This window comes from Bradyrhizobium sp., assembly GCF_035309285.1.
Classification (GTDB): domain Bacteria; phylum Pseudomonadota; class Alphaproteobacteria; order Rhizobiales; family Xanthobacteraceae; genus Bradyrhizobium.
On record NZ_DATGFH010000001.1, the window covers coordinates 1 to 24,486 of the forward strand.

Annotated in this window: 27 protein-coding genes, 1 tRNA gene and 2 pseudogenes; 18 read left to right on the forward strand and 12 right to left on the reverse strand. The window is 62.8% G+C overall.

Annotated features, from left to right (window positions below; genetic code table 11):
* Positions 1 to 339: 339 nt before the first annotated feature.
* From VKR55_RS00005 to VKR55_RS00040, 8 genes are all read left to right on the forward strand, one after another.
* A complete protein-coding gene (locus tag VKR55_RS00005; RefSeq protein ID WP_324398683.1) occupies positions 340 to 1,488 on the forward strand; it encodes a thiolase domain-containing protein in 1,149 nt (382 codons plus the stop codon).
* Positions 1,488 to 1,877, forward strand: a complete 390-nt coding sequence (locus tag VKR55_RS00010; RefSeq protein WP_324398685.1) for a Zn-ribbon domain-containing OB-fold protein — start codon at positions 1,488 to 1,490, stop codon at positions 1,875 to 1,877. Before VKR55_RS00005 ends, VKR55_RS00010 begins: the two co-directional genes overlap by 1 nt.
* A gap of 195 nt (positions 1,878 to 2,072) precedes the next feature.
* Positions 2,073 to 2,933 carry a MaoC/PaaZ C-terminal domain-containing protein gene (locus VKR55_RS00015; RefSeq protein ID WP_324398687.1) on the forward strand — a complete coding sequence of 287 codons (861 nt, stop codon included), beginning with the start codon at positions 2,073 to 2,075 and terminating at the stop codon, positions 2,931 to 2,933.
* Positions 2,934 to 3,048: 115 nt separating this feature from the next.
* Positions 3,049 to 3,930, forward strand: coding sequence for an SDR family oxidoreductase (locus VKR55_RS00020; RefSeq protein ID WP_324398689.1), 882 nt, complete (start codon positions 3,049 to 3,051; stop codon positions 3,928 to 3,930).
* Between the two features lie 96 nt (positions 3,931 to 4,026).
* On the forward strand, positions 4,027 to 4,983 hold the full coding sequence (locus VKR55_RS00025; RefSeq protein WP_324398691.1) for a dihydrodipicolinate synthase family protein: 957 nt from the start codon (positions 4,027 to 4,029) through the stop codon (positions 4,981 to 4,983).
* A 3-nt stretch (positions 4,984 to 4,986) separates the two neighbouring features.
* Complete coding sequence (locus VKR55_RS00030) at positions 4,987 to 5,787, forward strand: NUDIX hydrolase (protein ID WP_324398693.1); 801 nt, start codon at positions 4,987 to 4,989, stop codon at positions 5,785 to 5,787.
* 187 nt (positions 5,788 to 5,974) lie between these two features.
* Entirely contained in the window at positions 5,975 to 8,659 is a 2,685-nt protein-coding gene (locus VKR55_RS00035; protein WP_324398695.1) for a PAS domain S-box protein, read from the forward strand.
* A 111-nt stretch (positions 8,660 to 8,770) separates the two neighbouring features.
* Positions 8,771 to 8,980, forward strand: coding sequence for a hypothetical protein (locus VKR55_RS00040; RefSeq protein WP_324398697.1), 210 nt, complete (start codon positions 8,771 to 8,773; stop codon positions 8,978 to 8,980).
* On the opposite strand, the gene VKR55_RS00045 is transcribed toward VKR55_RS00040, so the two are convergent.
* A complete protein-coding gene (locus VKR55_RS00045; protein ID WP_324398699.1) occupies positions 8,977 to 9,327 on the reverse strand; it encodes a GrlR family regulatory protein in 351 nt (116 codons plus the stop codon). The genes VKR55_RS00040 and VKR55_RS00045 overlap by 4 nt on opposite strands.
* 115 nt (positions 9,328 to 9,442) lie before the next feature.
* Positions 9,443 to 9,826, reverse strand: coding sequence for a VOC family protein (locus tag VKR55_RS00050; RefSeq protein ID WP_324398701.1), 384 nt, complete (start codon positions 9,824 to 9,826; stop codon positions 9,443 to 9,445).
* Between the two features lie 107 nt (positions 9,827 to 9,933).
* Here VKR55_RS00050 and VKR55_RS00055 point away from each other — a divergent pair, with 107 nt between their 5' ends.
* From VKR55_RS00055 to VKR55_RS00065, 3 genes are all read left to right on the forward strand, one after another.
* Positions 9,934 to 10,725: a hypothetical protein gene (locus tag VKR55_RS00055; protein ID WP_324398703.1), complete on the forward strand. Its 792-nt coding sequence runs from the start codon at positions 9,934 to 9,936 to the stop codon at positions 10,723 to 10,725.
* A gap of 118 nt (positions 10,726 to 10,843) precedes the next feature.
* Complete coding sequence (locus VKR55_RS00060) at positions 10,844 to 11,332, forward strand: hypothetical protein (RefSeq protein ID WP_324398705.1); 489 nt, start codon at positions 10,844 to 10,846, stop codon at positions 11,330 to 11,332.
* A 302-nt stretch (positions 11,333 to 11,634) separates the two neighbouring features.
* On the forward strand, positions 11,635 to 11,958 hold the full coding sequence (locus tag VKR55_RS00065; RefSeq protein ID WP_324398707.1) for a hypothetical protein: 324 nt from the start codon (positions 11,635 to 11,637) through the stop codon (positions 11,956 to 11,958).
* A gap of 20 nt (positions 11,959 to 11,978) precedes the next feature.
* Here the strand turns inward: VKR55_RS00065 and VKR55_RS00070 are convergent, their stop codons facing one another.
* Together VKR55_RS00070 and VKR55_RS00075 are read right to left on the reverse strand one after the other, a co-directional pair.
* Positions 11,979 to 12,815 carry a sterol desaturase family protein gene (locus VKR55_RS00070; protein ID WP_324398708.1) on the reverse strand — a complete coding sequence of 279 codons (837 nt, stop codon included), beginning with the start codon at positions 12,813 to 12,815 and terminating at the stop codon, positions 11,979 to 11,981.
* A 56-nt stretch (positions 12,816 to 12,871) separates the two neighbouring features.
* A complete protein-coding gene (locus VKR55_RS00075; RefSeq protein WP_324398710.1) occupies positions 12,872 to 13,225 on the reverse strand; it encodes a cupin domain-containing protein in 354 nt (117 codons plus the stop codon).
* Positions 13,226 to 13,462: 237 nt separating this feature from the next.
* Between VKR55_RS00075 and VKR55_RS00080 the strand changes: the two genes are divergently transcribed.
* Positions 13,463 to 13,933: an aminoacyl-tRNA deacylase gene (locus tag VKR55_RS00080; RefSeq protein WP_324398712.1), complete on the forward strand. Its 471-nt coding sequence runs from the start codon at positions 13,463 to 13,465 to the stop codon at positions 13,931 to 13,933.
* A 174-nt stretch (positions 13,934 to 14,107) separates the two neighbouring features.
* Positions 14,108 to 16,882 carry a UPF0182 family membrane protein gene (locus tag VKR55_RS00085; protein ID WP_324398714.1) on the forward strand — a complete coding sequence of 925 codons (2,775 nt, stop codon included), beginning with the start codon at positions 14,108 to 14,110 and terminating at the stop codon, positions 16,880 to 16,882.
* A gap of 96 nt (positions 16,883 to 16,978) precedes the next feature.
* Here VKR55_RS00085 and VKR55_RS00090 read toward each other — a convergent pair whose 3' ends face one another.
* Positions 16,979 to 17,449: a methyltransferase family protein gene (locus VKR55_RS00090; RefSeq protein ID WP_324398716.1), complete on the reverse strand. Its 471-nt coding sequence runs from the start codon at positions 17,447 to 17,449 to the stop codon at positions 16,979 to 16,981.
* A 195-nt stretch (positions 17,450 to 17,644) separates the two neighbouring features.
* Here VKR55_RS00090 and VKR55_RS00095 point away from each other — a divergent pair, with 195 nt between their 5' ends.
* Positions 17,645 to 18,067: a CBS domain-containing protein gene (locus VKR55_RS00095; RefSeq protein ID WP_324398718.1), complete on the forward strand. Its 423-nt coding sequence runs from the start codon at positions 17,645 to 17,647 to the stop codon at positions 18,065 to 18,067.
* Between the two features lie 237 nt (positions 18,068 to 18,304).
* On the opposite strand, the gene VKR55_RS00100 is transcribed toward VKR55_RS00095, so the two are convergent.
* Positions 18,305 to 18,793: a hypothetical protein gene (locus VKR55_RS00100; RefSeq protein WP_324398720.1), complete on the reverse strand. Its 489-nt coding sequence runs from the start codon at positions 18,791 to 18,793 to the stop codon at positions 18,305 to 18,307.
* Positions 18,794 to 19,126: 333 nt separating this feature from the next.
* Complete coding sequence (locus VKR55_RS00105; RefSeq protein ID WP_324398722.1) at positions 19,127 to 19,504, reverse strand: GFA family protein; 378 nt, start codon at positions 19,502 to 19,504, stop codon at positions 19,127 to 19,129.
* Between the two features lie 302 nt (positions 19,505 to 19,806).
* Between VKR55_RS00105 and VKR55_RS00110 the strand changes: the two genes are divergently transcribed.
* Complete coding sequence (locus tag VKR55_RS00110; protein ID WP_324398724.1) at positions 19,807 to 20,625, forward strand: pentapeptide repeat-containing protein; 819 nt, start codon at positions 19,807 to 19,809, stop codon at positions 20,623 to 20,625.
* Between the two features lie 148 nt (positions 20,626 to 20,773).
* Positions 20,774 to 20,995 (forward strand): annotated as a pseudogene (locus VKR55_RS00115) (N-acetyltransferase family protein); the annotation flags it as partial.
* A 41-nt stretch (positions 20,996 to 21,036) separates the two neighbouring features.
* Here VKR55_RS00115 and VKR55_RS00120 read toward each other — a convergent pair.
* Both VKR55_RS00120 and VKR55_RS00125 read right to left on the reverse strand, forming a co-directional pair.
* Positions 21,037 to 21,113, reverse strand: a tRNA-Arg gene (locus VKR55_RS00120).
* 56 nt (positions 21,114 to 21,169) lie between these two features.
* A complete protein-coding gene (locus tag VKR55_RS00125; protein WP_324398725.1) occupies positions 21,170 to 21,451 on the reverse strand; it encodes a hypothetical protein in 282 nt (93 codons plus the stop codon).
* Positions 21,452 to 21,679: 228 nt separating this feature from the next.
* Here VKR55_RS00125 and VKR55_RS00130 point away from each other — a divergent pair, with 228 nt between their 5' ends.
* Positions 21,680 to 22,126 (forward strand): hypothetical protein, encoded by a 447-nt coding sequence (locus tag VKR55_RS00130; protein WP_324398727.1) that lies wholly within the window; start codon positions 21,680 to 21,682, stop codon positions 22,124 to 22,126.
* A 211-nt stretch (positions 22,127 to 22,337) separates the two neighbouring features.
* On the opposite strand, the gene VKR55_RS00135 is transcribed toward VKR55_RS00130, so the two are convergent.
* Both VKR55_RS00135 and VKR55_RS00140 read right to left on the reverse strand, forming a co-directional pair.
* Entirely contained in the window at positions 22,338 to 22,997 is a 660-nt protein-coding gene (locus VKR55_RS00135; protein ID WP_324398729.1) for a peroxiredoxin, read from the reverse strand.
* 98 nt (positions 22,998 to 23,095) lie between these two features.
* Positions 23,096 to 23,329 carry a hypothetical protein gene (locus VKR55_RS00140; protein ID WP_324398732.1) on the reverse strand — a complete coding sequence of 78 codons (234 nt, stop codon included), beginning with the start codon at positions 23,327 to 23,329 and terminating at the stop codon, positions 23,096 to 23,098.
* Between the two features lie 63 nt (positions 23,330 to 23,392).
* Here VKR55_RS00140 and VKR55_RS00145 point away from each other — a divergent pair, with 63 nt between their 5' ends.
* Positions 23,393 to 23,962, forward strand: a complete 570-nt coding sequence (locus VKR55_RS00145; protein ID WP_324398734.1) for a hypothetical protein — start codon at positions 23,393 to 23,395, stop codon at positions 23,960 to 23,962.
* 40 nt (positions 23,963 to 24,002) lie between these two features.
* Here the strand turns inward: VKR55_RS00145 and VKR55_RS00150 are convergent.
* Positions 24,003 to 24,486: pseudogene (locus VKR55_RS00150) on the reverse strand (alkaline phosphatase family protein); the annotation flags it as partial.

Consider the following 24,486-nt stretch of genomic DNA (forward strand, 5'->3'; position numbering starts at 1 on the left):
AGCGCCCGGCATTCCCTGCGCCCTCTTATTCTCGGGGGTGTTTGCTTGAACAACTCGGGCGCGATCCGTGCCGCGGGAACGTGAAGGCGTGGCAAAAATCTTGTCGTGGCCCACGACGTTCCCCGGATGCTGCGCAGCGCGCCGCACTGCGGCGTGGTGCGCTGCTGATCCGGGGTCCAGAGGGTGGGTCCGGGGTCTGCGGAGCAACGTTGCACGCTGCGCCGCGCCCGGGACACCAGAGCAAATCGTCTCGCTGCGCGGAATATTTCACCGCTTGCCAAGGCCGTGCCGAAAGGCGAAGAAATCTGCCGGGAGCAAACAGCGCCAGCGGAGAACGATTTGAGCATCAAGGGCAAGGCCTATATTGCCGGGATTTTTGAGCATCCGACCCGGCATGCCCCGGATAAATCCACGGCCCAGCTTCATGCCGAGGTCGCCAAGGGCGCTTTGGAGGATGCGGGCCTGACCAAAGCCGATATCGATGGCTATTTCTGTGCCGGCGACGCTCCGGGCGGGGTGATGGCGATGGCCGATTACCTCGGTCTCAAGGTCCGTCACTTCGATTCTACCGACACCGGCGGCTGTTCTTACCTGGTCCATCTCGGCCACGCCGCCGAAGCGATCGCCGCTGGCAAATGTTCGATTGCGCTGATCACGCTCGCCGGCAAGCCGCGCACCGGCCCGATGCCGCCGCGCGCCAGCGGCGCGGAGGCCGATTTCGAGGCCGCCTATGGTGCCACCACCCACAACGTTTACGGCATGTGCGCCATGCGTCACATGCATGAGTTCGGCACCACCAGCGAGCAGCTGGCCTGGATCAAGGTCGCGGCTTCCCACCACGCGCAGCATAATCCGCACGCAATGCTCAAGGACGTCGTCACCGTCGAGGACGTGCTCAACTCCCCGATGATTTCCGATCCGCTGCACCGGCTGGATTGCTGCGTCGTCACCGATGGCGGCGGTGCGCTGATCGTGACGTCCGAGGCGATTGCACGCAGCCTGAAGAAACCGCTGGTGCGTATGATCGGGCACGGCGAGGCGCTGAAGGGACCGCGCGGCGGCAAGGATCTCGATCTGACCTATTCGGCCGGCGTGTGGTCAGGTCCTCGCGCGTTTGAGGAGGCCGGCGTGACGCCTGGGGATATCAAATATGCTTCGATCTACGATAGTTTTACCATCACGGTATTGATGCAGCTTGAAGACCTCGGCTTTTGCAGGAAAGGCGAGGGCGGCAAGTTCGTCGCCGACGGCAATTTGATTTCCGGCGTCGGCAAATTGCCGTTCAATACCGACGGCGGTGGCCTCTGCAGCAATCATCCCGTCAATCGCGGTGGCATGACCAAGATCATCGAAGCGGTGCGGCAACTACGCGGACAGGCGCACCCCAAGGTGCAGGTACCGAACTGCGACCTCGCCATCGCCCATGGCACCGGTGGCCTGCTCGGCATCCGCCACGCCGCCTCAACCTGCATCCTGGAGCGTGTGTGATGGATAGCGCCGTAAAATACCCGACGCCGCAAGGCAATCCCGAAACCGCGCATTTCTGGGAGCAGACCGTCGAAGGCAAGCTCATGATCAAGCGCTGCACCGCTTGCGGCGAAGCGCATTATTTCCCGCGAACGATTTGTCCCTTCTGTTTCTCCGACAAGACGGTGTGGGAGGAAAGTTCGGGCGAGGCCACGATTTACACCTTCAGCCTGATGCGGAAATCGGCGAGCGGACCCTATGTGATTGCCTATGTCACGCTGAAGGAAGGTCCATCGCTGCAGACCAACATCGTCGATTGCGATTTCGCCAAGCTCAAAATCGGCCAGAAGGTCAAGGTCGTGTTCAAGCCGACCGACGGCGCACCGCTGCCGTTCTTCACGCTTGCTTAGTACCCTCTCCCCTTGTGGGAGAGGGTGGCAGCCGAAGGCTGCCGGGTGAGGGGTTTCTCTCCGCGAAGAGAGATGTGCGTGGCGCCAACCCCTCACCCCAATGAGATTGTTGCAGGCGCCGGCGTAGCCCTCTCCCACAAGGGGAGAGGGCGCATCAACGAGCGCCGCAACGAGGATTCGGGAGGACGTCCGCAAATGCCGATCAACTACGAACAACTGATGGCGCTGAAAAATCTCGGCCAGAAATATGCGTATGGCGATCGCGAGGTGATGCTCTACGCCTATGGTATCGGCATGGGTGCCGATCCCATGGACGAGAAGGAACTGGCCTTCGTCAACGAGGCCGCCGCCGACCCGCGGCCCTTGAAGGTGGTGCCGACCTTCGCGTCCGTCGCGGCCTGGGGCGCCGGACCCGGCGAAATGAACCTCAACCGCGTCATGGTAGTCGATGGCGAGCGCGACATCACCTTCCACAAACCGTTTCCCACGGCCTCGCACCTGATCGCCGACTCCTCGGTGCTCGCGGTCTATGACAAGGGCAAGGACAAGGGCGCGGTGATCCGGCATCAGACCGTGCTGAAGAACGAGAAGGGTGAGCCGCTGGCGACCCTCGTCGCTTCGCGCTTTGCCCGTGGCGACGGCGGCTTTGGCGGCCCCTCTGAAGGCCAGCCCGAGCCGCACCAGATGCCGAACCGTGCGCCCGATCGCACCATCGATATTGTGACGCGGCCGGACCAGGCGTTGGTCTACCGCCTCTGCGGCGACCGCAACCCGCTGCATTCCGATCCTGGCTTTGCGAAAAAGGCCGGCTTCCCCAGGCCGATCCTGCACGGCATGTGCACCTATGGCATCACCTGCCGCGGCGTGCTGCAAACCTATGCCGATTTCGACCCGGCCGCCTTTCGCCAGCATGCGGCGCGGTTCTCCTCGCCGGTCTTTCCCGGCGACACCGTGACCATGGAGATGTGGAAGGACGGCAACGTGATTTCATTCGAAGCCAAGGTGAAGGCCCGCAACGTCACCGTGATCAAGAGCGGGAAGACGGTGTTGGGCTAGTTTCGCTGGTCATTCCGGGGCGGTGCGTAAGCACCGAACCCGGAAGCTCGAGATTCCGGGTCCGGTCCGTCGGACCGTCCCGGAATGACAACAATGGGATCCGGAGGAAGAAACAATGGGATTGCTCGACAAGAAGGTCGCCATCATCACAGGCGCGGGCGGCGGCCTCGGTGAGGCCTACGCAAAGCTGTTCGCGCGCGAGGGTGCGGCGGTCGTGGTCAACGATCTCGGCGGCCCGCGCGACGGCTCCGGTGCCGACAAGTCGATGGCGGAGAAGGTGGTGGAGGCGATCAAGGCCGAAGGCGGCCGGGCAGTCGCCAACGGCTCCGACATTTCCACCGTCGCCGGCGGCGAAGCCGTGTTCAACGACGCCATCAAACATTTCGGCCGCGCCGATATCCTCGTCAACAATGCCGGCATCCTCCTGGACGAGACTTTTGCCAAGGCCAAGGAAGCCAACTGGGACAAGGTCATCCGGGTGCATCTGAAAGGCACCTTCTGCGCGACGCTTCCGGTGTTCAAATGGATGCGCGAGAATGGCGGCGGCGTCATTGTCAACACGTCTTCGACCTCGGGCCTGATCGGCAATTTCGGCCAGACCAATTACGGCGCCGCCAAAGGCGGCATCTGGGGCTTATCGAATGTGCTCGCGATCGAAGGCCGCAAATACAACATCCGGATCTGGACGCTGGCGCCGGGTGCGCTGACCCGCATGACCGCAGACCTGCCGCGCTATAAGGAGAACCCCGGCGCCGCTCTGGGCCCGGACGGGATCGCGCCGGCCGTGCTATACATGGTCTCCGAGTTGTCGGGCGACCAGACCGGCAAGGTGCTCGGCGTCTCCGGCCCACGCGGCATCCGCGAGATGAAGATGATGGAAATGGAGGGCTGGACACCGCCATTCACGGGCTGGAAGGCCGAGGATATCGTCACCCACGCCAAGGACATCTTCTTCTCCGAGGATGAGCTGAAGAAGTCGGCGCGGCGATTTAAATGATTTGTCGTTCCGGGGCGCGCGCAGCGCGAACCCGGAACCTCGAGATTCCGGGTTCGCCCTGACAGGCGCCCCGGAATGACCAAGGAAGAGGCACGAATGACAAGACTCACCGCCAAAGCCGCAGGCACCTTTGCGATCGCGCCGACGCCGTTCCATGACGATGGCCGCATCGACGAGCGCTCGATCGACCGCCTGGCCGATTTCTACACGGAGGTCGGCTGCGAAGGCGTCACGGTGCTCGGCATTTTGGGCGAAGCGCCGAAGCTCGATGCCGCCGAGGCCGAGCAGGTCGCGATCCGTTTCGTCAAGCGCGCGAAGAACCTGCAGGTCATCGTCGGTGTCTCGGCGCCGGGCTTCGCCTCGATGCGCTCGCTCGCAAAGGCCACGATGGATGCGGGGGCAGCCGGCGTGATGATCGCGCCGCCGCCGAACCTGCGCACTGACGACCAGATCATCGGCTATTTCAAGCAGGCGCAGGATGCGATCGGCGACGACATTCCCTGGGTGCTGCAGGATTATCCGTTGACCCTGTCGGTCGTGTTCACGCCGGCGGTGATCCGCAAGATCGTCATGGACAGCCCGTCCTGCGTGATGCTCAAGCATGAGGACTGGCCGGGGCTGGAGAAGATTTCGACGCTGCGCGGTTACCAGAAGGACGGCTCGCTGCGGCCGCTCTCGATCCTCTGCGGCAACGGCGGGCTGTTCCTCGATTTCGAGATGGAGCGGGGCGCCGACGGCGCCATGACCGGTTACGCCTTCCCTGAGCTCCTGATCGATGTGGTGCGGCTGTCGAAGGAGGGCAAGCGCGAAGCCGCGCATGACCTGTTCGACGCCCATCTGCCGTTGATCCGCTACGAGCAGCAGCCTGGCGCGGGCCTTGCCGTGCGCAAATATGTGCTGCAGAAGCGCGGCATCATCGCCTCCAGCACGCAGCGCAAGCCCGGCGCCACAATGACCGCAGCCGCAAAGGCCGAAGTCGACTATCTGCTCTCGCGCGTGGCGCGGGTCGACCGCCGCGCCAATCTGCAGCCGCAGTCGAGCGCGGCAGGCTAGTCGATGGCCGAAGTCGTCACTCCGCGTGCGGCCTCCACCGTGCTTTTGCTCCGTGACAGCAAGGCTGCGCGCGAAATCGAGGTCTTCATGATGGTGCGCCATTATGAGATCGACTTCAATTCGGGTGCGCTGGTGTTTCCCGGCGGCAGCGTCGACAAGAGCGACAAGGAGATCATCGCGCGGCCGGAGCTTTATAGCGGCGGCGAAGGGCTCGATGCCGCGGCACTGAGCTTTCGCATTGCCGCCATCCGCGAGACCTTTGAGGAAAGCGGCATCCTCCTGGCGCGGCTGAAGGGCACGAAGGCGCTCGTGGATGCGCAGCACGCGAGCGAGATCGAGGCCTCGCATCGCGCCGACCTCAACGATCGCAAGATCACGTTTCTGGACGTGCTGACTGGCAACGGTCTCTCGCTCGCGCTCGACGAGCTCGTGCCGTATGCGCACTGGATCACGCCGGAAGGCATGCCCAAGCGCTTCGATACCTGGTTCTTCCTTGCCGCCGCGCCGCCCGACCAGCTCGGCGCCCATGATGGCCGCGAATCAACCGACTCGATCTGGGTGTCTCCGCGCGAGGCGCTGGACGGAGGCAAGACCGGCCGCTTCAAGCTGCCGTTCCCGACCACGCGCAATCTGATCAGGCTCGGTAAGCACGGGAAGGTCGGCGACGCGCTCGCGGATTCGAGGGGCAGGGACATCGTCACGGTGATGCCGGTCATGACAAGGCTCAATGGCGGCCGCCAGCTCCGGATTCCGAAAGAAGCCGGTTACGATGGCGAACTGTTCGAGGTCGGCGCGGGGGGCTGAGGAGGTCGTCATATCGGCGGCCGAATGATCTTTCGGACCGGCCGCGGCGACGGATTGCCAGCCACGGTCCGGCCGGAAAGGACTGGCAGCTTTGGTTAACGAGGAAGTGGCGGCGGCCCGCCGCTGTTCCCCCTTGAACGGAATAATTTGTATATAGTGCGGCCCTGGAGGCCCGAGCTCAATCATCATGCCAGCAGCTCTTGCGGCGATTTTTCAGCGTGTCCGATCATTCTCGCTCTCGATCGGCCAATTGACCTTTGGCAGCTTCTTGCTGCTGCTTGCGGTCATCACCGCCACCAGCATGGCGAGCGTCATCGCCATCCGCCACATCGATTCGACTTTTGCCGAGCTGCAGCGGCTGCAGGATGTCGGCGACCTCGCCGAAGACATCGACCGCAGCATGAACGAGCTCAGGCTCGCCGCGCGGGACTTCGTCACCGATCCCTCGGCGCGCCCTGAACGGGTCGCGGAAGCCGCGTCGCAATTGACCGCCCTTCTGAAAAAGACCCGGCTGGAGCTCCTGCCCGAGCAACAGGACATGATTGACGGGGTGAGCCAACGTCTTGCGAACTACCGGGATGGCATCGAGCGCGTCACCGGCCTGATCGCGCGCCGCTCCAAGCTCCTGAAAGCGCTTCCGCCGGCCCGGGCCAAGTTCGAAACGGCGATGGCAGCCGTCCCCGATCGTACCATCGCCCGAACGGTCTTCCGCGCGCAAAACGAGATTTCGCAGTCGCTGTTGGCGCGCGATCCCGCCGCCGCAGTGCAAGCGGCCGAGCGCATGCGGGCGCTTGCCATCGATGATCCCTCGCTTCGCGAGGCGACCACCTCCTATGCCGATGCCGTCATCGCGGTCGCCGGCACGGAAGGCGAGATTGCAAAGCTCGACAAGGAGGTGCTGGGCACCGAAGGCCGCCTGATCGGACGGGTGACCGAATTGCTGCGCGAGCTCAGCGCGCGTCGCGGACGGGTGCTGTCGCACGATTTTGCCCGGACATTGGCCGAAACCAAGTGGCAGAGCATCGTGCTCGGCACGATCGGCGTGCTGATCGGCATCTTCGCCGCGATCTTCGTGGTGCGGCGCACTGTGCGCCCGCTGTCCGATATCGCCAAATCGATCCGGGCGCTTGCTGCCGGCAACAAGGACGCCTCGATCCCCGACACCGACGTGCAAAACGAGATCGGCGACATCGCGCGCGCCGCCGAGGTTTTCCGCCGCACGTTGGTGGAGGCCGACAGCGCGCGCGAGGCGGCGGTGCGCGCGCTCGGCGAGCAGCGGCTCGCGGAAGAAAGTTATCGCAAGCTGTTTGAGGCCTCCATCGAGGGAATCTATGTCACGACGCCGGCCGGCGAATTGCTCAACGCCAATCCGGCGCTGGCGCGGATCATGGGCTACGATACGCCGGAGCAGCTCATCAGCAGCGCCTCCAGCGACGTCGCGCACAATGTCTATGTGCATGCGTCCGCACGCGAGGAATTCCAGCGCCTGATGGAACGCGACGGCATGGTCCGCGACTTCGAATATCAGGTGCGTCAGCGCAACGGCAATATCCTCTGGCTTTCCGACAGCGCGACGGTCGTGCGCGACGACAAGGGCAATGTCACGCGTTACGAGGGCACGGTGCGCGACATCACCGACCAGAAGCGCGCGGAGGACGCGATCGCCGAAGGCCGCAGGCTCCTGCAGCAGGTCATCGACACCGTGCCCGCGGTGATCAACGTCAAGGACCGCGACCTCCATTACGTGCTGATGAACCGCTACATGGCCGGAATCTTCGGGATTGATCCTTCGGAGGCGATCGGACGGACCACGACCGACCTGATGTCGCGTTATGGCTCCGAGAAGACCGACGACAACGACCAGCGCGTGCTGAAGGTGAAGGCGGAGCTCGGCTTCTATGAAGAGGAATATCTCGATGCCACCGGCCATTTGCGGCAATGGCTGGTCAACAAGCTGCCATTGCTCAATGCCGACGGCGAAATCGAGAATATCGTCACTGTTGCGCTCGATATCGGCGAGCGCAAGCGCAGCGAGCAGGAGATGCGCAAGGCGCGCGATTCCGCCGAGACGGCGTTGCGCAATCTGCGCGAGACCCAGGCTTCCCTGATCGAGGCCGAGAAGCTCGCCGCGCTCGGCCGGCTCGTCGCCGGCGTCGCGCATGAGGTCAACAACCCGGTCGGAATCAGTCTGACAGTGGCTTCGGCGCTGGAGCGGAAAACCGCGAACTTTGTGGCCGAAGTCCAGCGCGGCGACTTGCGCCGCTCGAGCCTCAACGACTTCCTTGCGACCAGCCGCGATGCGTCCTCGCAACTCGTCGCCAACCTCAACCGCGCCGCGGAGTTGATCCAGTCGTTCAAGCAGGTCGCGGCCGATCGCAACTATTCCGACCAGCGCACCTTCGATCTCGCCGACCTGACCGAGCAGGTGGTGATGTCTCTGAGACCGGGCCTGCGCAAGCACGATCTGACGCTCAACGTCGAGTGCCAGCCCAATCTCGCGATGAACAGCTATCCCGGTCCTTATGGGCAGGTGCTGACCAATCTGTTTCTCAATTCGGTGGCGCACGCCTTCCCGGACGGGCAGCCTGGCACGATCGAGATTCAGGCGCGCGCATCCGGCAAGGACAACGTCGAGATCATCTTCTCCGACAATGGTTGCGGCATGTCGCTTGACGTCCGCCGCCGCGCCTTTGATCCGTTCTTCACCACGCGGCGCGACCAGGGCGGCACAGGGCTCGGCCTGCATATCGTCTACAGCATCGTGACCAACCGCCTCGGCGGCCGGCTCGATCTCGATTCCGAGCCGGGGAGCGGCACGCGAATCCAGATGATCCTGCCACGCATCGCGCCGATGGAGCTGGCTGCGGAATGAGGGGCGTGGTGCTGTCCCAAGATGCAACAATGTGAACCTGTTCACATCAACTGGCCGCCGATCAAGCTATTCATGCTTGGGGGCATGGTGGTGTGCGATATGGAAAGCAAGTTGGACATCGTGACAATCGTCAGCGCGGTCTGTGTCGCAGCCTATGCGGCACTCGCGATCAGGTACGTGGCACGCTACAATCTGGGATTCTCGTTCCAGGAGATTCGCAGTGCCGCGATGGCCGCCGCAGCCGTCATAGCGGCGTTTATCGCCATCGGCTTCCTCGGCAGGAAGACTGGCCGGAGCGGACAGCGGAGTGACCTGAGCTAATCGATATCCGCAAGCCGAAGCAGCGTGCCGCTGAAGATCTGGCTCGCTTTGCCGACCAGCGCGGTGCCGTTGATGGTCCCGCGCGTGTCGGTGAAGGTACCGGACACGCCGATGCCGACGGGAGCGGCGCCGCCGAACAACGGATTGTCGTTCTCGCGGGGCGTGGTGTGGCGCTGGACCAGCACCTCGCCCTTGAAGGTGTCGCCCTTCACCGTATAGATGCCGGTATAGTACAGATAGGCGTCGCCGCCCACTATCTTGCCGTCGCGAAAAACGATCACGCCGCTGCCCTTGCCGACGCGCCCGTCCTGCAAGCTCACGTGAATCGAATACAGCCCGTTTTTCATGGCGTCCCGCTGCCGGCCGCGGTCGCCCAACGCCAGCCGGTTGCCTTTTATGCCAAACAGCGCCTGTCAGTGCAACGCGATAGACTGGCACTCAGGCCAAGGGCCGGCGCCACCGTCAGGCGTATTTCTTGTCGCGCTCGAGCAGCTCGATCGAAATCCCTTGCGGGCCGCGGATGAAGCAGATGCGGACGCCGGGCCGGATTGTGGTCGGCTCGCGCGTGAACTCGACACCCTTGGCCTTGATCTCGGCGGCGACCGCGTCGATGTCCTTCACCGTCAGCCCGAAATGATCGAGCCCCTGATAGGGCGTCACCGGCGGCACGTTGACGCCATCACCTGGCTCGACCTTGGCGATGAAGACGTTGGCGCCGCCGAGCTTGACGTCGATGCGACCCGGGCCGCGGATAATGACGCCGCCGAGAACATTCTCAAGCCACGCCGCGGTTGCCTCCGGATCGGGGCTGCGCAGATGGACATGGTCCCAGGTAACGATCGGCATAGTTTGGTGCTCCCTTGCTTCTTTTGGACGCCGCTTGCTGGCTGCGTCAAACCATTGGCAGCAGGCTTTCGCCTGAGCGGAAGCAAGTTTAGCGGCGGCGTTGCGGCATGGCCATCCCGGTGTGCGCCGCGATGGCGGGCAACCTGAAATTTGCCGGCTTCGCATGCAACCAATTTGCTGTTGGCGGATTAGCTGACGTGGCGGACCGTGCAGCGGCAATCGTCTCGAACCAAGCCGCACGGCTTAGCGCCCGAGCGGCTTTTTACTTGGCGGCGCGGCAGGCGCCGATTCGCGGGTTTGAGGGCACAGCCATGGTGGGAGGCGGGACGTCGTGGTTCGCAGGGGCGTTGCGATTCGGCCGCAGCCAGACGTTTACCCAAGCGGCAGTGTTGCTGCCGGCCGTTGCGCTTGCGGGGCTGACAGCCTGGACCATGCTGTCGGCGCCGACGAACGCCAGAGGAGCCAGCCAGCCCATTAGCCGAACCGTCGGACAGGCCGCTCAGACCGGGGCACAAGCGGCTGCCCCTGTCCCCGTGCAGGGGCTGGATGCGGCCGTGCCACCGACCCCCGCCGCGGCCGAGCCGGCCGCGTCCCGAGCGCCGGCAGCGGTCGATGGCCTGAAAATCTCCTGGCAATCCTGGCACCGCGGAGGGCTGGGCTCGAACGCCCTGATCAGTTTTACGCTCCGCAACAGTAACGATTATGCGGTGAAGGACATCGAGATTTCCTGCGTCTTCAGCCGGCGCGACGGCAGCTATCTCACGGACCGCAAACGTATGATTCCTGATGCGGTGGTCGGCATGAAGAGCCGGAAGACCTTCGCCCGCATTCACATCGGATTCGTAAACATTGATGCAAACAAGGTTAAATGTGCGCCCGTCGCTGCCAGCCGGGCTTAATGCCTGATCGCGTAAACGTGAGTTGTCGGCTTGAACCGGGCCGCCGGTTCCGGGACCTACCGATATGTCGTCGGTTTGCCGGTTGATCCGCGATGGGCGCGGGCGGGACGGACTCACAATGCCCTTGTTGCGCTATTTCCTCTTTGTGGGTGGCTCCCTGCTGGCCCTTCTGCTGGTTGCGAATGCCGCACTGCCGGCCGCTTCTGCGCCTGAGGGGCTGTCTTCGGGCGCGGATCTGCCGCCCATCCGCATCCTCTCCGAGCGCAAGCTGCCGGAGCGGGTGGTGATCGACACCAGCGTCGCGATGCCGGCCCAGACGCCGGCGGCGCCGGTCGTGGTCGCGCAGGCGCAAGCTCCTGTCGCGCCGGCCACAGCCGAGATGTCGGCGGAGGCGAGGGTGCGCGAGGCCTTCGCGCAGCTGCCGCAGGACGAGGACGCCTTCGCACCGAGGATGAGCGACATGGCTACCGTCGTGGTGCCTGAGCCGAGGATGTACCCGGCGCGGCCGCCGATAAAGCACAAGGTCGCCGCCAGGCCGCACGTGAGCCGCCCCATGATCGTGGTCGCTCAGCAGCCCACCCAGCCGCGCGGGTTATTCACCTGGTAGACCGGCAGAGCTCGCTCGCGCCCGCGAGCCTCTCTGGTTGCGCATGATCTCCGCGCAAACGCCTCGCGTTTGTCGCGAGGGAAACCGCTTCACACTTTTATGGATCATGCGTTAGCTGCCGCGGCAGCGCGCGTTAGTTCGCGCGCCATAGTGTCTGTCCAGCCATGAGCGGCTGACAGCACGACGCGCGTGCCCGCATGCTTCACGATTCCCTGAAGTGCCGCACCGGATGGTGCGGTTAAGCGTTCATCATGCATTCAGGCCGCTTCTCAAAAAATCCCCGCGTTTCGTGGAGAAACGCGATGAAATATTTTCTGAGCGCAGTCATGGCGGCCGGCTGGTTTTGTCTTGCCATCGCTGCCTTTGCGCAGTCCACCAACACGCCGCAGGCGACGCCCAGCCCTGCGCCTGCTGCCACACCCGCGCCCGCAAGCTCGCCCAGCGCCGGCGGCAAGCGCGCAGAATGCCTGGCCTCTGTCCAGGGCAAGAAGGGCCAGGAGCGGCAGGATCAGCTGCGGATCTGCCTGGCGCAGGGACGTGTCGATTGCCTGAAACAGGCGATCGACCAGAAGGTGGTCGGATCGCAGCGGAAGGATTTCATCAAGAGCTGCATGCGGGAGCAGTAACGCCCCGACCGCGCGGTACCTTAGCGCGACGGCGCGGCCTGATCGCGCGTCGCAGGTATGTCAGCCGTTTCCGACCGGAATGGAAAGGCGAGTTGGCCGAACAGTCCGCCTGGCACTGGCGTGGCGGTGCCGAACGAAGCCGGGCAGCGGTCGCTCGGCATATGATATGTGCCGAACAGAATGTCCCACAGCGGCAAGAGGCCGGCAAAATTCTTGTCGCGCGCCTCGCTTTCGTCGGTGTGATGCCAGCGATGAAATCGCGGCGAGACGATCAACCAGCGCAAGCGACCCCAGTCCCAGTCGAGATGCGCGTGAACGAGAATGGCGAGCAGCGTCAGGATCGGAATCACCGCGGTCAGCCCGATCGGCGCAAATCCGAACACCAGGATCGGCAGCGTTCCGGCGATCCGCATCAGCACGTCGTTGACCGGGTGCAGTCGCACGGCCGACAACCAATCGAGGTCGACGGATGAATGATGCACTGCGTGAAATCTCCAGAGCCGCCTGCCATGAAAGGCGCGATGCATCCAGTAACCGATGAAGTCGCCGAGCAGAAGGATGGCAATCGCCTGAAGCCATAACGGCAGGCGTGACGCCGGGCCGTAGCCATGCACGATCAGATTGCGGTCGAAGTGGCCATAGATCAGATGCGCGATCGGAACGGCCACGGCGGCGACACCGAGACCCGTCACGACCCGGGTCACCAGCGGCGTGAAAGCCCAATAGACGAGGTCGGTCCAGAAGCCACGCCGCAGCACCGGAAGCCGCTTGTCGCTGGGCCGCAACAGCTCGAGACTACGAAACGCGACGAGCAAGACGATGAAGCTGATGACGATCGATCGAATTGTGGGGGCCATGCGTTCATCCTCTGCAAGCTGGTTGGCCTGGAGCGGCGCCGGGGCCTGCTCGCTCCTCAAGCGAGGATGCGCGGGGCCGCGGTGGCCTTGTCACCTGTATTCGGAGTGCCGGTCGGCTCGATCAGAAGGATATGCACTTCGCCGCGCGCCACAGGTCGGTGCTCGACGCCCATGGGCACGACAAACACCTCGCCGGGATTGAGGGTAACCGTGCGATCGCGCAGCTCGATGTCGAGCGTGCCCTTGAGTACAAGGAAGAGATCATCTGTCTCATCATGCTTGTGCCAGTGGAAGGGTCCGTCGAGCTTGGCCACCATGATATCGTTGTTGTTATAGGTCGCCACCGTGCGCGGAGAGAAACGGTCGGTGAATGTCGCGAGCTTTTCGGCGAGATTGGCGGGTGCCTTCATGGCCTTCTCCTGGAAGATCCCTGAGACGTCAATCGACAGGTTGCACCTTGCCGTCGGATCACGTCAACAGGGCTGTCCGATGCGTGCGTCACCTTTTTCGAGCAGCATCGCGGGCGCCATGACGAATTGCGGCTTTAAGCAACAGGACCTACCTTGCACACAGGACTCACGCAGCCGCCCATCGTGGGGCAGCGGACCTCGCGGCGGACGGTTGAATATCGGACGGGAGGTCACGCCATGCCTATTGCGCCTACGCTCCACAAATATCTGGCCGCCGAAAACATCCAGTACGACGAAATCCCGCACGTCCTCACCATGTCGTCCGCCCGTACTGCCCAGGCCTGTCACGTCTCGGGCGACCGTCTCGCCAAGGCCATCGTGTTGCGGCGCGAGGGCGGTTACATGCTTGCCGTTCTGCCTGCATCGCATCACCTCCGGCTGCCGGACCTGAGAGAAACTTTCGGTGACGGGATCGAAATGGCCAAGGAAGTCGAGGTCAATCGGCTGTTTGCCGACTGCGCGAACGGAGCCGTTCCCGCTGCCGGCGCCTGCTATGGGCTGCCCGTCATCGTCGATGACGGCATTGACATGCAGCCGGACGTTTATATCGAAGCCGGCGATCACGAGACGCTGCTTCACCTGAGCCATGCGCAATTCGCGCGCCTGACCGCCGATGCGCTGCATGGGCGCTTCAGCGCGCACGATTGAGGAGGAGGTCTCCCCAGGGCCGGTCGCGCCGCCGCGAACGGTGTCGCCCTCGCGTCACAAAACTGGGGGCGAAGCTGTTCCTGCAAGCGTCTCGCGCAGTCCGTTGATCCAATCTGCGCCTGAGCGACCACGAATAACGCGGTCGGCGCGATCGGCTTCTGCTATGATCGGATCATGACCATCGGAATTGCCGGACCCGCACGGACGGTCCCGGGGCAAAGCGTCCTGGTGCGGTGGATCGTTGCCGCCATCGTCCTCGTCATTGTCATGTGGCTGGCCAGGGTCGTCGCGGAAGTCCTGGTTGATTGGCTCTGGTTTTCGTCGGTCGGTTACCTGCAGGTCTTTTGGACCTCGCTCGCCGCCGAAGCCATATTGTTTGTCGGCATCTTCATCGCCACCGCCGTCGTGCTGGGGCTGAACGGATGGCTCGCCTGGCGCCTTGCGCGGCCGCCGTCGGCGCCGCCTGCCACGGCCGCGGGATGGCAGCCGCCGCCCAGTCCGCTCGCGCTCGTGCGCGAGCGGCTGCCCTGGCGCCGGCTCATCGTCGGCAGCGCGGCGCTGATTGGCCTGTTCGTCGCCGCAGGGGGAGAGGGCGACTGGACCGTATTGTTGCAGTACCTCTATCACGTGCCGTACGGATCAAGCGATCCGCTCTACGGCAAGGACATCGGATTCTACCTCTTCGCATTGCCGGCCTATGTGCAGATCAAGAACTGGATGATGCTCACGCTCATCCTGAGCGCGCTGTTTGCGGGAGCCATCTACTGGCTGCTCGGCGATATCGAATATGGTCCTCACCAGCGATCGATGTCGGCGACGGCCATCGCCCACGGCTCGGCGCTGCTTGGTCTGTGGTTTTTGGCAAAGGCCTGGTCCTACGCGCTCGATCGCTACCTTTTGCTGTACGGCGACAATGGCGTGGTCGTCGGCGCGAGCTATACCGACGTTCATGTGCAGCTTCCGGTCCTGTGGTTGCTGATCGCCTTTTCGATCATTGCCGCGTTTGCCTCGCTGGCAAACCTGCGCATGCGGACCTACTGGCTGCCTGCCGCCGCGGTCCTGCTCGTCTTCGGCGGCTCCTTCGTGCTGTCCGGCATCATTCCCGCGCTGTTTCGTCACTATTTCGTCAAGCCCAGCGAGTTGCAGCTCGAGAAGCCCTACATCGAGCGCAACATCGCGTTGACCCGGCAGGCCTACGATCTCGATCGCATCGTCGCCAAGCCGTTCGCTGCCGAGCAGACCCTGACGTTCCAGACGCTTGAGGCCAACAGGGCGACCATCGACAATATTCGGCTGTGGGACTGGCAACCCCTGTACGACACCTACGCGCAGCTCCAGGAGATCCGCACCTACTACAGATTCCACGACCTTGACGTCGACCGCTATTGGCTTAACGGCGCCTATCAGAGCGTGATGCTCTCGGCGCGCGAGCTGCAGCCTTCGCTGCTGCCGCCCAACGCCCAGACCTGGGTCAACCGCCACGTGCTGTTCACCCACGGCAACGGCGCGGTCATGAGCCCGGTGACGCGCAAGAGCACCGAAGGACTGCCATACTTCTATTTGCGCGATATTCCGCCCGTGTCCGACGGAGGTCCCGAGATCCGCGAGCCGCGCATCTACTACGGCGAAGAGAGCAACACCTACGTCGTCGTCAAGAGCAGCGTTGCCGAGTTCGACTATCCGAAAGGGCAGCACAACGCCTATGCGGCCTATGGAGGCACAGGCGGCGTTCCCATCGGCGGACTTTGGAGAAGAATGCTGTTCGCGCAATATTTCGGCGATGTGAATCTGCTTCTCACGGACTACATCAAGCGCGACAGCCGCATCATGATCCGTCGCAATATCCGTGATCGCGTGCGCACGATCGCGCCGTTTCTGCAGCTCGATCACGATCCCTATCTGGTCATCAGCGAAGGGCGGATGTTCTGGATCCAGGACGCTTACACGACCAGCTCATACTTTCCCTCCGCGCAGCCTGTGCAGGATTTCGATCTCAACTACATCCGCAATTCCGTGAAGATCGTCATCGACGCCTATAATGGAACTGTCGAATTCTATTTGATGGATGCAACCGATCCGATCGCGGCGACCTACCAGCGCATCTTCCCGGGCCTGTTCAAGCCGTTCACGGCGATGCCCGCGGACTTGCAGAAGCACATCCGCTATCCGGAGGACCTGTTCCAGATCCAGGCGCGGATCTATCAGACCTATCACATGCAGGCGGCAGAGGTTTTCTACAATCGCGAGGATCTCTGGCAATTCCCGCGCCAGCCGGGAAGCGATGGCATCGCGATGATGCAGCCCTATTACATCATCATGCGTCTGCCGGGCGAGACACATGCCGAATTCTTTCTCATGGTGCCGATGGTGCCGAGCCGCCGCGATAACATGATCGCGTGGCTTGCCGCACGCTGTGACCCGCCCGACTATGGCAAGTTGATCGTCTACGAATTTCCCAAGGAGAAGCTCGTCTATGGTCCGTTCCAGATCGAGGCGCGGATCAACCAGAACACCGAGATTTCCCAGCAGATCACGCTGTGGAATCAGATGGGATCGCGGGTGATCCGCGGCGCGAATCTGCTTGTGATTCCGATCGAGAACTCGATCCTTTACGTGACGCCGCTGTATCTGCGCGCCGAATACGGACACCTGCCTGAGCTCAAGCGGGTGATCGCCGCCTATGGCGAAAAGGTGGTGATGCGGGAAACGCTGCCGGAAGCCTTGTCCGCATTGTTCAGTGGACCGGCCGTGGTGCGGACTACGCCCGGTGCGCAGAGGGAAGGGCCTAACGCAGGTTCCGCGCAAGAGGCGCTCGAGCGTTACAATCAGGCGATGGAGCGCCTGAAAGCAGGAGACTGGGCCGGCTTCGGCACCCAGATGGACGCTATGCGCGGTGTACTGGAGACATTGAGCCGGGAAGGGAACGGCGGCAAACAGCCGACGCGATGAATGTCGCAACCGCGGGCGAATGGCGCCACGAGTTGGTCGCGCAGAAATTCGGCAAAGCCGTTGCAGACAACCATGCTCAATCCATCAGGATTCCTGCTACAGCCAGCGCCGCACCCGCGCGCGGTAGCGGCGATAGACATCGCCGAACTTGCGCTCGAGATAGGCTTCCTCGCGGGCGACGACGCCGTAGCGGATGACGAGGACGAAGGGCACCAGCGTCAGCAAGAGCCAGAGGCTGTTGAAGGCAATGGTCAGGCCGATCAGCCCCAGCACCATGCCGAGGTAGATGGGATTGCGCGTGAAGCGATAGGGCCCGGTGTCGACGATGGTTGTGGTCGGCAGGCTTGTGGGCACATTCGAACCAGCTCGGGTCATGGTCGCGATCGCCCAAGCGAACAGCGCGAGCGCAAGGGCAAACACCACCGCTCCCAGCCACCGGGCAGGCATCGCGGCCGGAACGAACGGCAAGGGCATCAGCCAATTGAGCGCCAGCCCGCCAAGCACCGCAACCGCCCACGCGATCGGCGGCCTGACAATGGGGTGCGCGGTATCCGTTGTATCGGCCATCGTTCGTATTCTAGTCGCCGTTTCGAGCGAGAAAACGGCAGGGTTTGGCGTGCCCGGTTTTGTACCAAGCTGGCGCACCACGGCCAATGGTGATGGGTACGATAGCCTGCCATAGCGTCGATGCGCGTGCGGTCGCGCCCGATCCGTTGTATTGTTGGATCACCGGGGGGCGCTGTGTTGCAACGGAGGTCCGCCATGAAAGTCAAGGACGCAATGCACAAGGGAGTTGACTGGGTCAGCCCCGAAACTCCGATCACCGAAATCGCGAAACTGATGCAAGCACACGACGTCGGCTGCATTCCGATCGGGGAAAATGATCGGCTGATCGGGATGGTGACGGATCGTGACATCGTCTGCAAAGGCCTTGCCAGCAAAGACTTCAACGCCGGGCGGGCGACAGCGCGGGACGTGATGACCGAGGGGATCCACTGTTGCCGGGACGACGACGATTTGGCGAAAGCGGTCCATCACATGGAGACGCTGAAGATCCGCAGGCTGCCTGTCATCAACAAGAGCAGGCGGATGGTTGGCATGATCAGCCTGGGTGACGTCGGCCAACATGGCGCCGCTGATCTCGTTTCCGGATGCGTGAAGGGCGTGTCGGCGCATCACCACTGAAGCGAAGCTGGCTCCGTCCGCGAGCAACGCTAGAAACGGCGTGCCGAAATGGCGGGGCGCGGCCGATGAAAGAACCTGAGTTTCGCCGTAGCACTGTGATGCCGCGTCCAGCCGCGCGCACCGATCACGCCGCGCCTCAGAGCGCATCGATCCAGGCATTAGCTGCTTTGCTTCCCGCACGACCAGATTGGGATCGCGGAAGCACGCTCGAGCGGAGAAATCCAGCGCCGTCTCCGGCTAAAGTGCGGAGGATGACTGGTCGTGCTGCGCGGCTGGACCCGACGCCGCCGCCTTTGCAAGGCGAAGACCCCACAGGATGAGGACAAACGAGGTAATTCCCGTCGGGGCAGACGAGTAGGCGACAATGGTAATCACGAGTTCCTGGAGAGGAGTTCCCTGCGGCGCGCCTGACAGGGGCATGATCGATTTGCCGGCGCCCCACGCCGCCGCGATGAGAAATGCCGCGATGATTGCGAAGGCGGAGTAGATCAGGAACCAGAATGCGCTGCGGGCGCCGCTTGCACCAAGGCGGAGTCTCGGCCACGTCAGCCCCAGCGCAATGAGCATGATACCAAGCAGCGCACTCAAGGAATGGGCAGACCGGCCAACCAGCGGAACCGCAAAAAACGGAATGGCGAAACCCTCGAACGAGGTGAGCAGGAACAGGGCAACGCCGATCTGCAGCAGGCGATGCCCTTGACGGATCAGAAGGTTTGATGGGCTCATGGCTGTTCTCATATGCGCTGGCTCGGACGATGCGACGCAGCGCGGCTCGTTTGCGCGACAACACCCTTTTTAACAGGCCTGCCGCGTTTCTCGCCTGTAGACGATCGAGAGCCGGAAGACGTGACCGGCGAGTGCGGCCGCGCGCGCAATGCTGGCCTGCGCTTACGGAGAACCTCAGTCCCGCACGAAGATACCCGGCGGCTAGGCAGGGCGACCGCCAGCGGACGCTGGTAGACGCAAGGCCACAGAATTTGGAAGTGCAGTTCGCGGGTGGCGATCAATTCCGCGGCGCCGCGCAGCTATCCGACCAGGTTGGTCAGAATGGCAACGTCCTCAGGCCACGGACGGCACCCAAGGGTGACGGCGTTCGTTGTAGACTGATTGCGATGGCGCGGGGAAGGTGGGATCAGCGAACGAGCCGACCGCAACAGCGACCGCGTTGGGTAGGCGCTCAGCCTTCCAAAAAACTGTAGAACCGCAATCCGGGCAAAAATGAAAGGTGACTGCAGATCCGGAATCGGAGCTCCGCCTGTAAGTCCGGAAGTCCCCTTTTGCCTCAACGTCATTCCTGGCAAAGAACGCGCCTACGCCGTACGTGCTGCCTGTTCGCTTTTGGCAATCCAAACAGTGACACACTGAAATCCTGATGGGATCGCCGACACATGTGACGCTGAGTTTCCCGCAAGCGCAGGTCGCAGTTCTCTTAAGCATAACTCATCACCTCGTCGGTCAAGCATGGGAAGAGCGCCCGGTCGGCGATGCTACGCTCTGACCGATCTCAGCTGGCTTTGTGCAGGTTGATGGCGCGACGCGGCCGATGAAGACGCATTTCCATCCTGCGACCGCCCGGCGCTCGCGGGGCCGCCTGTCGCCACGACTCTGAGAGCACGCAGCCAAGTTGAATTCTCCGGAATTGTCAATAAACTGCGATCCTGCCGCAAACACTCAAGGGTGCGGCCAAGCCGAAAAATGCAGGGGGCGCTGGCGGACTGCCGGAAAGCGGGGAGACCGCGATGCTGTTTCGTCTCGTATTTTCCCTGGTGTCGATGTCGGTGCTGCTGCTTGATCCTATTGACGCCATGTCGCAGGACATGCTGCGCAACGTCGACCTCAACAGTCCCGACATGTCGACAGCGGAGATGACGCGCGCCGAGGTCGAGGCGCTTGTCAAGGCGGCGCCTCTGGACGCCTCCGGCCAACGCTCTGCCGACTTGCATGGAAAGCGACTGTCGCACCTTGACCTTTCGGGCCTCGACTTCTCCGGCGGCAATCTTCACCTTGTCAAGTTCAACCGGACCAGCCTGAAGCGCGCGCGCTTCGATCGAGCTATTCTGAACCAGGCCTGGCTCATCGACGCGGATTTGACGGAGGCGTCCCTCGCAAAGGCATCGCTGCTCGGCACGCAGATGCAACGCGCCAAGCTTGGCGGCGCCGATCTGAGCGGCGCTCGCATCACCGCCGATCTTTCCGGTGCCAGCCTGATCGGGGCGACGCTTTCGGGCGCCGATTTGAGCGCTGATATGCGCAACCAATCGATGGGCCTGATGCGTGGTGTGCTCAAATCTGCCGATCTCAGGAATGCGAATCTGAGCGGCGCCAATCTCTCGCGCGCCGATCTCGAGTTCGCGAAACTGCAGAACGCCAATCTGACGAATTGCAACCTCAGCCATGCCGACCTTGCGGGAGCCGACTTGTCCAACGCCAAGCTCGCCGGCGCCGATTTCACCGAGACCGACCTCGCATCGGCACTCTTGCCGAGCGCGGCCGCGCTTGAAAAGGCCCGCAATCTCGACAAGGCCCGGAACTTGAACCAGGCCCGACGCTCACCTTAGGGATCGCGATGATCAAAACCTGGCATCTCAGCCAGCAACCCGGCACGCACGATTAGCGTGCAAAAGGCGGAGCAGGTGAACGTTCATCGCAGCGTCCCTTGAAGCCAAGTCCATGAGGCCGCTGCCAAACTGATCGGTTGCAGCGTCCTGGCGAGGCAAGGGAATCGCCAGGCGAATGCTCGCCAAGCTCGACCGCCATGCAGCGACCGCAGACGTTTGCCGGATTATCGGCTACACGTTGGACAGCAATGAAAAGACGCTGTCCCTGGCGCGCAAGGTTGGCTTTGTGACCTCGGAGGGTGCGCGCGGCGTGATCCGGCTTGAGAAGGCATTGACGCCGGTCTGCATGCAACGGGCACATCTACCGTAACTCCCTTGCATCCGGGGTGTCCGGAACGGACCCGTGAGCAATGGCGCGCTCGGAGAGATTCGAACTCCCGACCCTCGGAATCGAAATCCGATGCTCTATCCAGCTGAGCTACGAGCGCATGCCGCGACCCCGATAGCAGAGATGCCGGGGCGCTTCCACATCAAGTAGAAGTTCTCAGAAGCAGGGATGGCGGCGGTGGTCCTGGCCGAGATAGGTGGCCGAGCCCTGGTAGCAGGAATTGGTGGCGGGGCCGTCATAATAGGCGAAGCTACCGGGCACATCGCCGGGGCCGTAATTGTGCAGGTAGCTGATCGGGTAGGGCAGGTCGTACCGGTTGTGAGAACCGTAGTACCTGGCATGGCGCGGATAGACGCCCAGATCCGCCGTGTGCGCCAGCACCGGCGCAAGCACGGCAGCCGACATCACGGCGGCGGCGACAAATTTCCACATCTTCATCTCGATTCTCCGGAATTCCCGCTAACGCGACCTTGTTTAAGCTTATTTTGGCGACAGTCTAATCCCAAATCTGAGAAAATCAGCGCGGAAGTGTGGATGGATCGCGCCAAATTCTGCCCTTTTCCTCATGCTTAACGTTTTCCCAACACAGTCAAGCGACAGTTCGGCGGCCGGCCCACCCAAGTCGGCCCTCCAGCATCACGAAAGGTTTCCGGACTTTTCCCTCCCATGCGCATCACGCCCCTCGCTTTGCTGCTGCTTGGCCTCGTTGCCGCGACGCCGGCGCGCGCCGTTTTGCACATCACCCGTGATCACGGCGGCTATGTCGAGGAGTACAAGGAAAAGTACAAGCGCGTCCGCGACAGCGGCGAGCGCGTGGTGATCGACGGTATCTGCAATTCCGCCTGCACGCTGGTGTTCGGCATCGTGCCGATGAACCGGATCTGCGTGACGCCGAAGGCCTCTATCGGCCTGCACGAGGCCTATTACGACAAGTCCTTCACCTTCGGCATCAAGGTGACGAGCGCAGAGGGGACTGCCGACCTGATGTCCTATTACCCCAAAACGGTGAAGGACTGGATTCGCCGCAATGGCGGGCTTACCACCGAAATGAAGAAGATCAAGAACGGCGAAGAGCTCTGGAAGATCGTCGATCCCTGCCCGGACGAGTGGTAGGCGGACCTCTCGCTTCACTCGGTCGTCTCCTGGCAAACAGCCTCCGTATGAACACCTCAAGCGAAGTTTGCCGATCGCTTAGCGGGATTTGGAAGGCTGTCAAAACGAGCCATCGCAGTCGCCGCTGCGAGCTGGGGGCGGTGATGCCGGCGGCCTCATCGACCGCCGGACTGCTTTGTTGCCGATCGGCTGGTGCCGAAAGCCGGATCGCTTAATGGGGCTGCGGCACGATGCGGATATACGGCTTCGGTGCCTTCCAGCCCTGCGGATAGATCGTCTTGGCCTGCTCGTCGGAGACGGAGCCGGAGATGATCACGTCCTCGCCCTGCTTCCAGTCGGCGGGCGTGGAGACATTGTGCTTGGCGGTGAGCTGCAGGGAGTCGATCGAGCGCAAAATCTCCTGGAAGTTGCGTCCGGTGCTCATGGGATAGACCAGAACCAGCTTGATCTTCTTGTCGGGGCCGATGACGAAGACGTTGCGGACGGTCTGATTGTCGGCGGGCGTGCGCTTCAGCGGATCGCCGGAGGTCGACGCCGGCAGCATGTCGTAAAGCTTGGAGACGTTGTAATCGGTGTCGCCGATCATCGGGTAGTTGGGGGCAGCACCCTGCGTCTCCTTGATGTCCTCGGCCCATTTCGAGTGCCGGTCGACCGGATCGACGGAAAGGCCAATCAGCTTGACCCCGCGCTTGTCGAATTCCGGCTTCAGCTTGGCCACCGCGCCAAGCTCGGTCGTGCAGACCGGGGTGAAATCCTTGGGGTGCGAGAACAAGAGCCCCCAGGAGTTACCGAGCCAGTCGTGGAATTTGATTTTGCCTTGAGTGGTCTCGGCTTCGAAATCAGGGGCGACGGCGCCAATTGGAAGTGCCATGTGACAGCCTCATGTTGTTCAAGTTACAGGGAAATTTGCCTTAGCCAATATAGTCGGCAAAGGCGCTTGAGTGAACGGGGTGACGTTAGAAGGGTAGATCATTCTCTTAAGCGTGGAACCCCTAGCACCATCTTTTGATCGTGGCGCGTGCTGCGAAAAAACCACAGCGGCGGCAAAAAGCCGCCGCGACCGTAAAGACCGGGATTGCCCAGATATTGCCTTTTATGGCTTCCATCACGCCGGCCCTCATTGGAGGTTCCCGAACCCCAGCGGGAATAAATGCGACCAATTGGCAACCATTTAAGAATCTCCAGATGCGAGTTTTGAATCATTAACCACTCGTTTACGTGCCCCCGGACATGCTGACCGAGACCCAGAAACTGAGACGTGTGACAATGCCTGCCCCGAAGTCAGAGGCTGCTGACATCAGTGCCCTCCAACCCTCCTGCCGCGAAACGGCGGCGCATGCGCTGACGATTGTGCGTGACGGCGTGATCACCGGCGAAGGCCCGACCACCCGGGGCCGCGTGCATTTCTCCCGCGCGCTCGATGCCGACGACGCCGCCTGGTGCGCGCGCATCCTGACCGCGTCCGCCGTCGAGCACGAGCCGGTCAGCCGCGTCGAGGCCGAGGCGTTGTTCGACATCAACGAAGCCGCCACCGAGCGCAGCGACAATGGCCGCTTCGACGACCTGTTTGCCAAGGCGATCGCCCACCATGCTGCCTCCGCCTCCGGCCTGCCGGTGCCGCCGCGCACCGTGGCGCTGTCGCCCGATACCGACATCGAGAGCTGGGCGCCCGCTTACGCCAAGGGCGTCAACAAGGAGGTGCTGGAGTGGATCGCGAGCCAGATGCGCGGCAAGCGGCGCTCCAACCGTACGCTGATGACGATGGTCGCAACCCTTGCCGGCGTTGCCGCGCTGCCGCTCGCGCATATCCCCTTCGTGTTCGACATCGGGATGTAACGGCATTCCGTTTCGGCTCTGATTTTTGCAGGCGGCGGGGTTATTTCCCCGCCGTTTTTTCTTTGCCGCCGTTTGCGGCCTCCGCCTCCAATCCGACGGTGCGGCCGGGGAAGCCGGCGGCGTCGAAATAGCGCTGCGTGCCGACGCGCTGGAAGTCAAGAACCGTGCGCAGGCCGTTGGCCGCGGCGGCCGACTTCATGGTGTCGGACGTCGCCTTCGGCGTCGCGCCGTTCGGCATCGCTTCGGTCATGGCGCGGCCGATCAGATTGCCGTGGGGCTTGGGCATCAGGCCCAGGATCTTCGCCGCCGTGGCGCCGACGTCGGCATTGCTGACGGGCAGGGCGTCGGCATAGCCCGCCTTGAAGTCCGGACCGATCGCCGCCATGAAATTCATGGTGTCGCCGCGGCCGAAGCTGCCGTGCATGCCCTGGCCCTGCCGCAGCACGGTGTCGGCGACCTGAACCTGGCAATTGGTCGGGACATCGCAGCCGGGCGCCACATAGGTACGGAAGTTGACCACGATG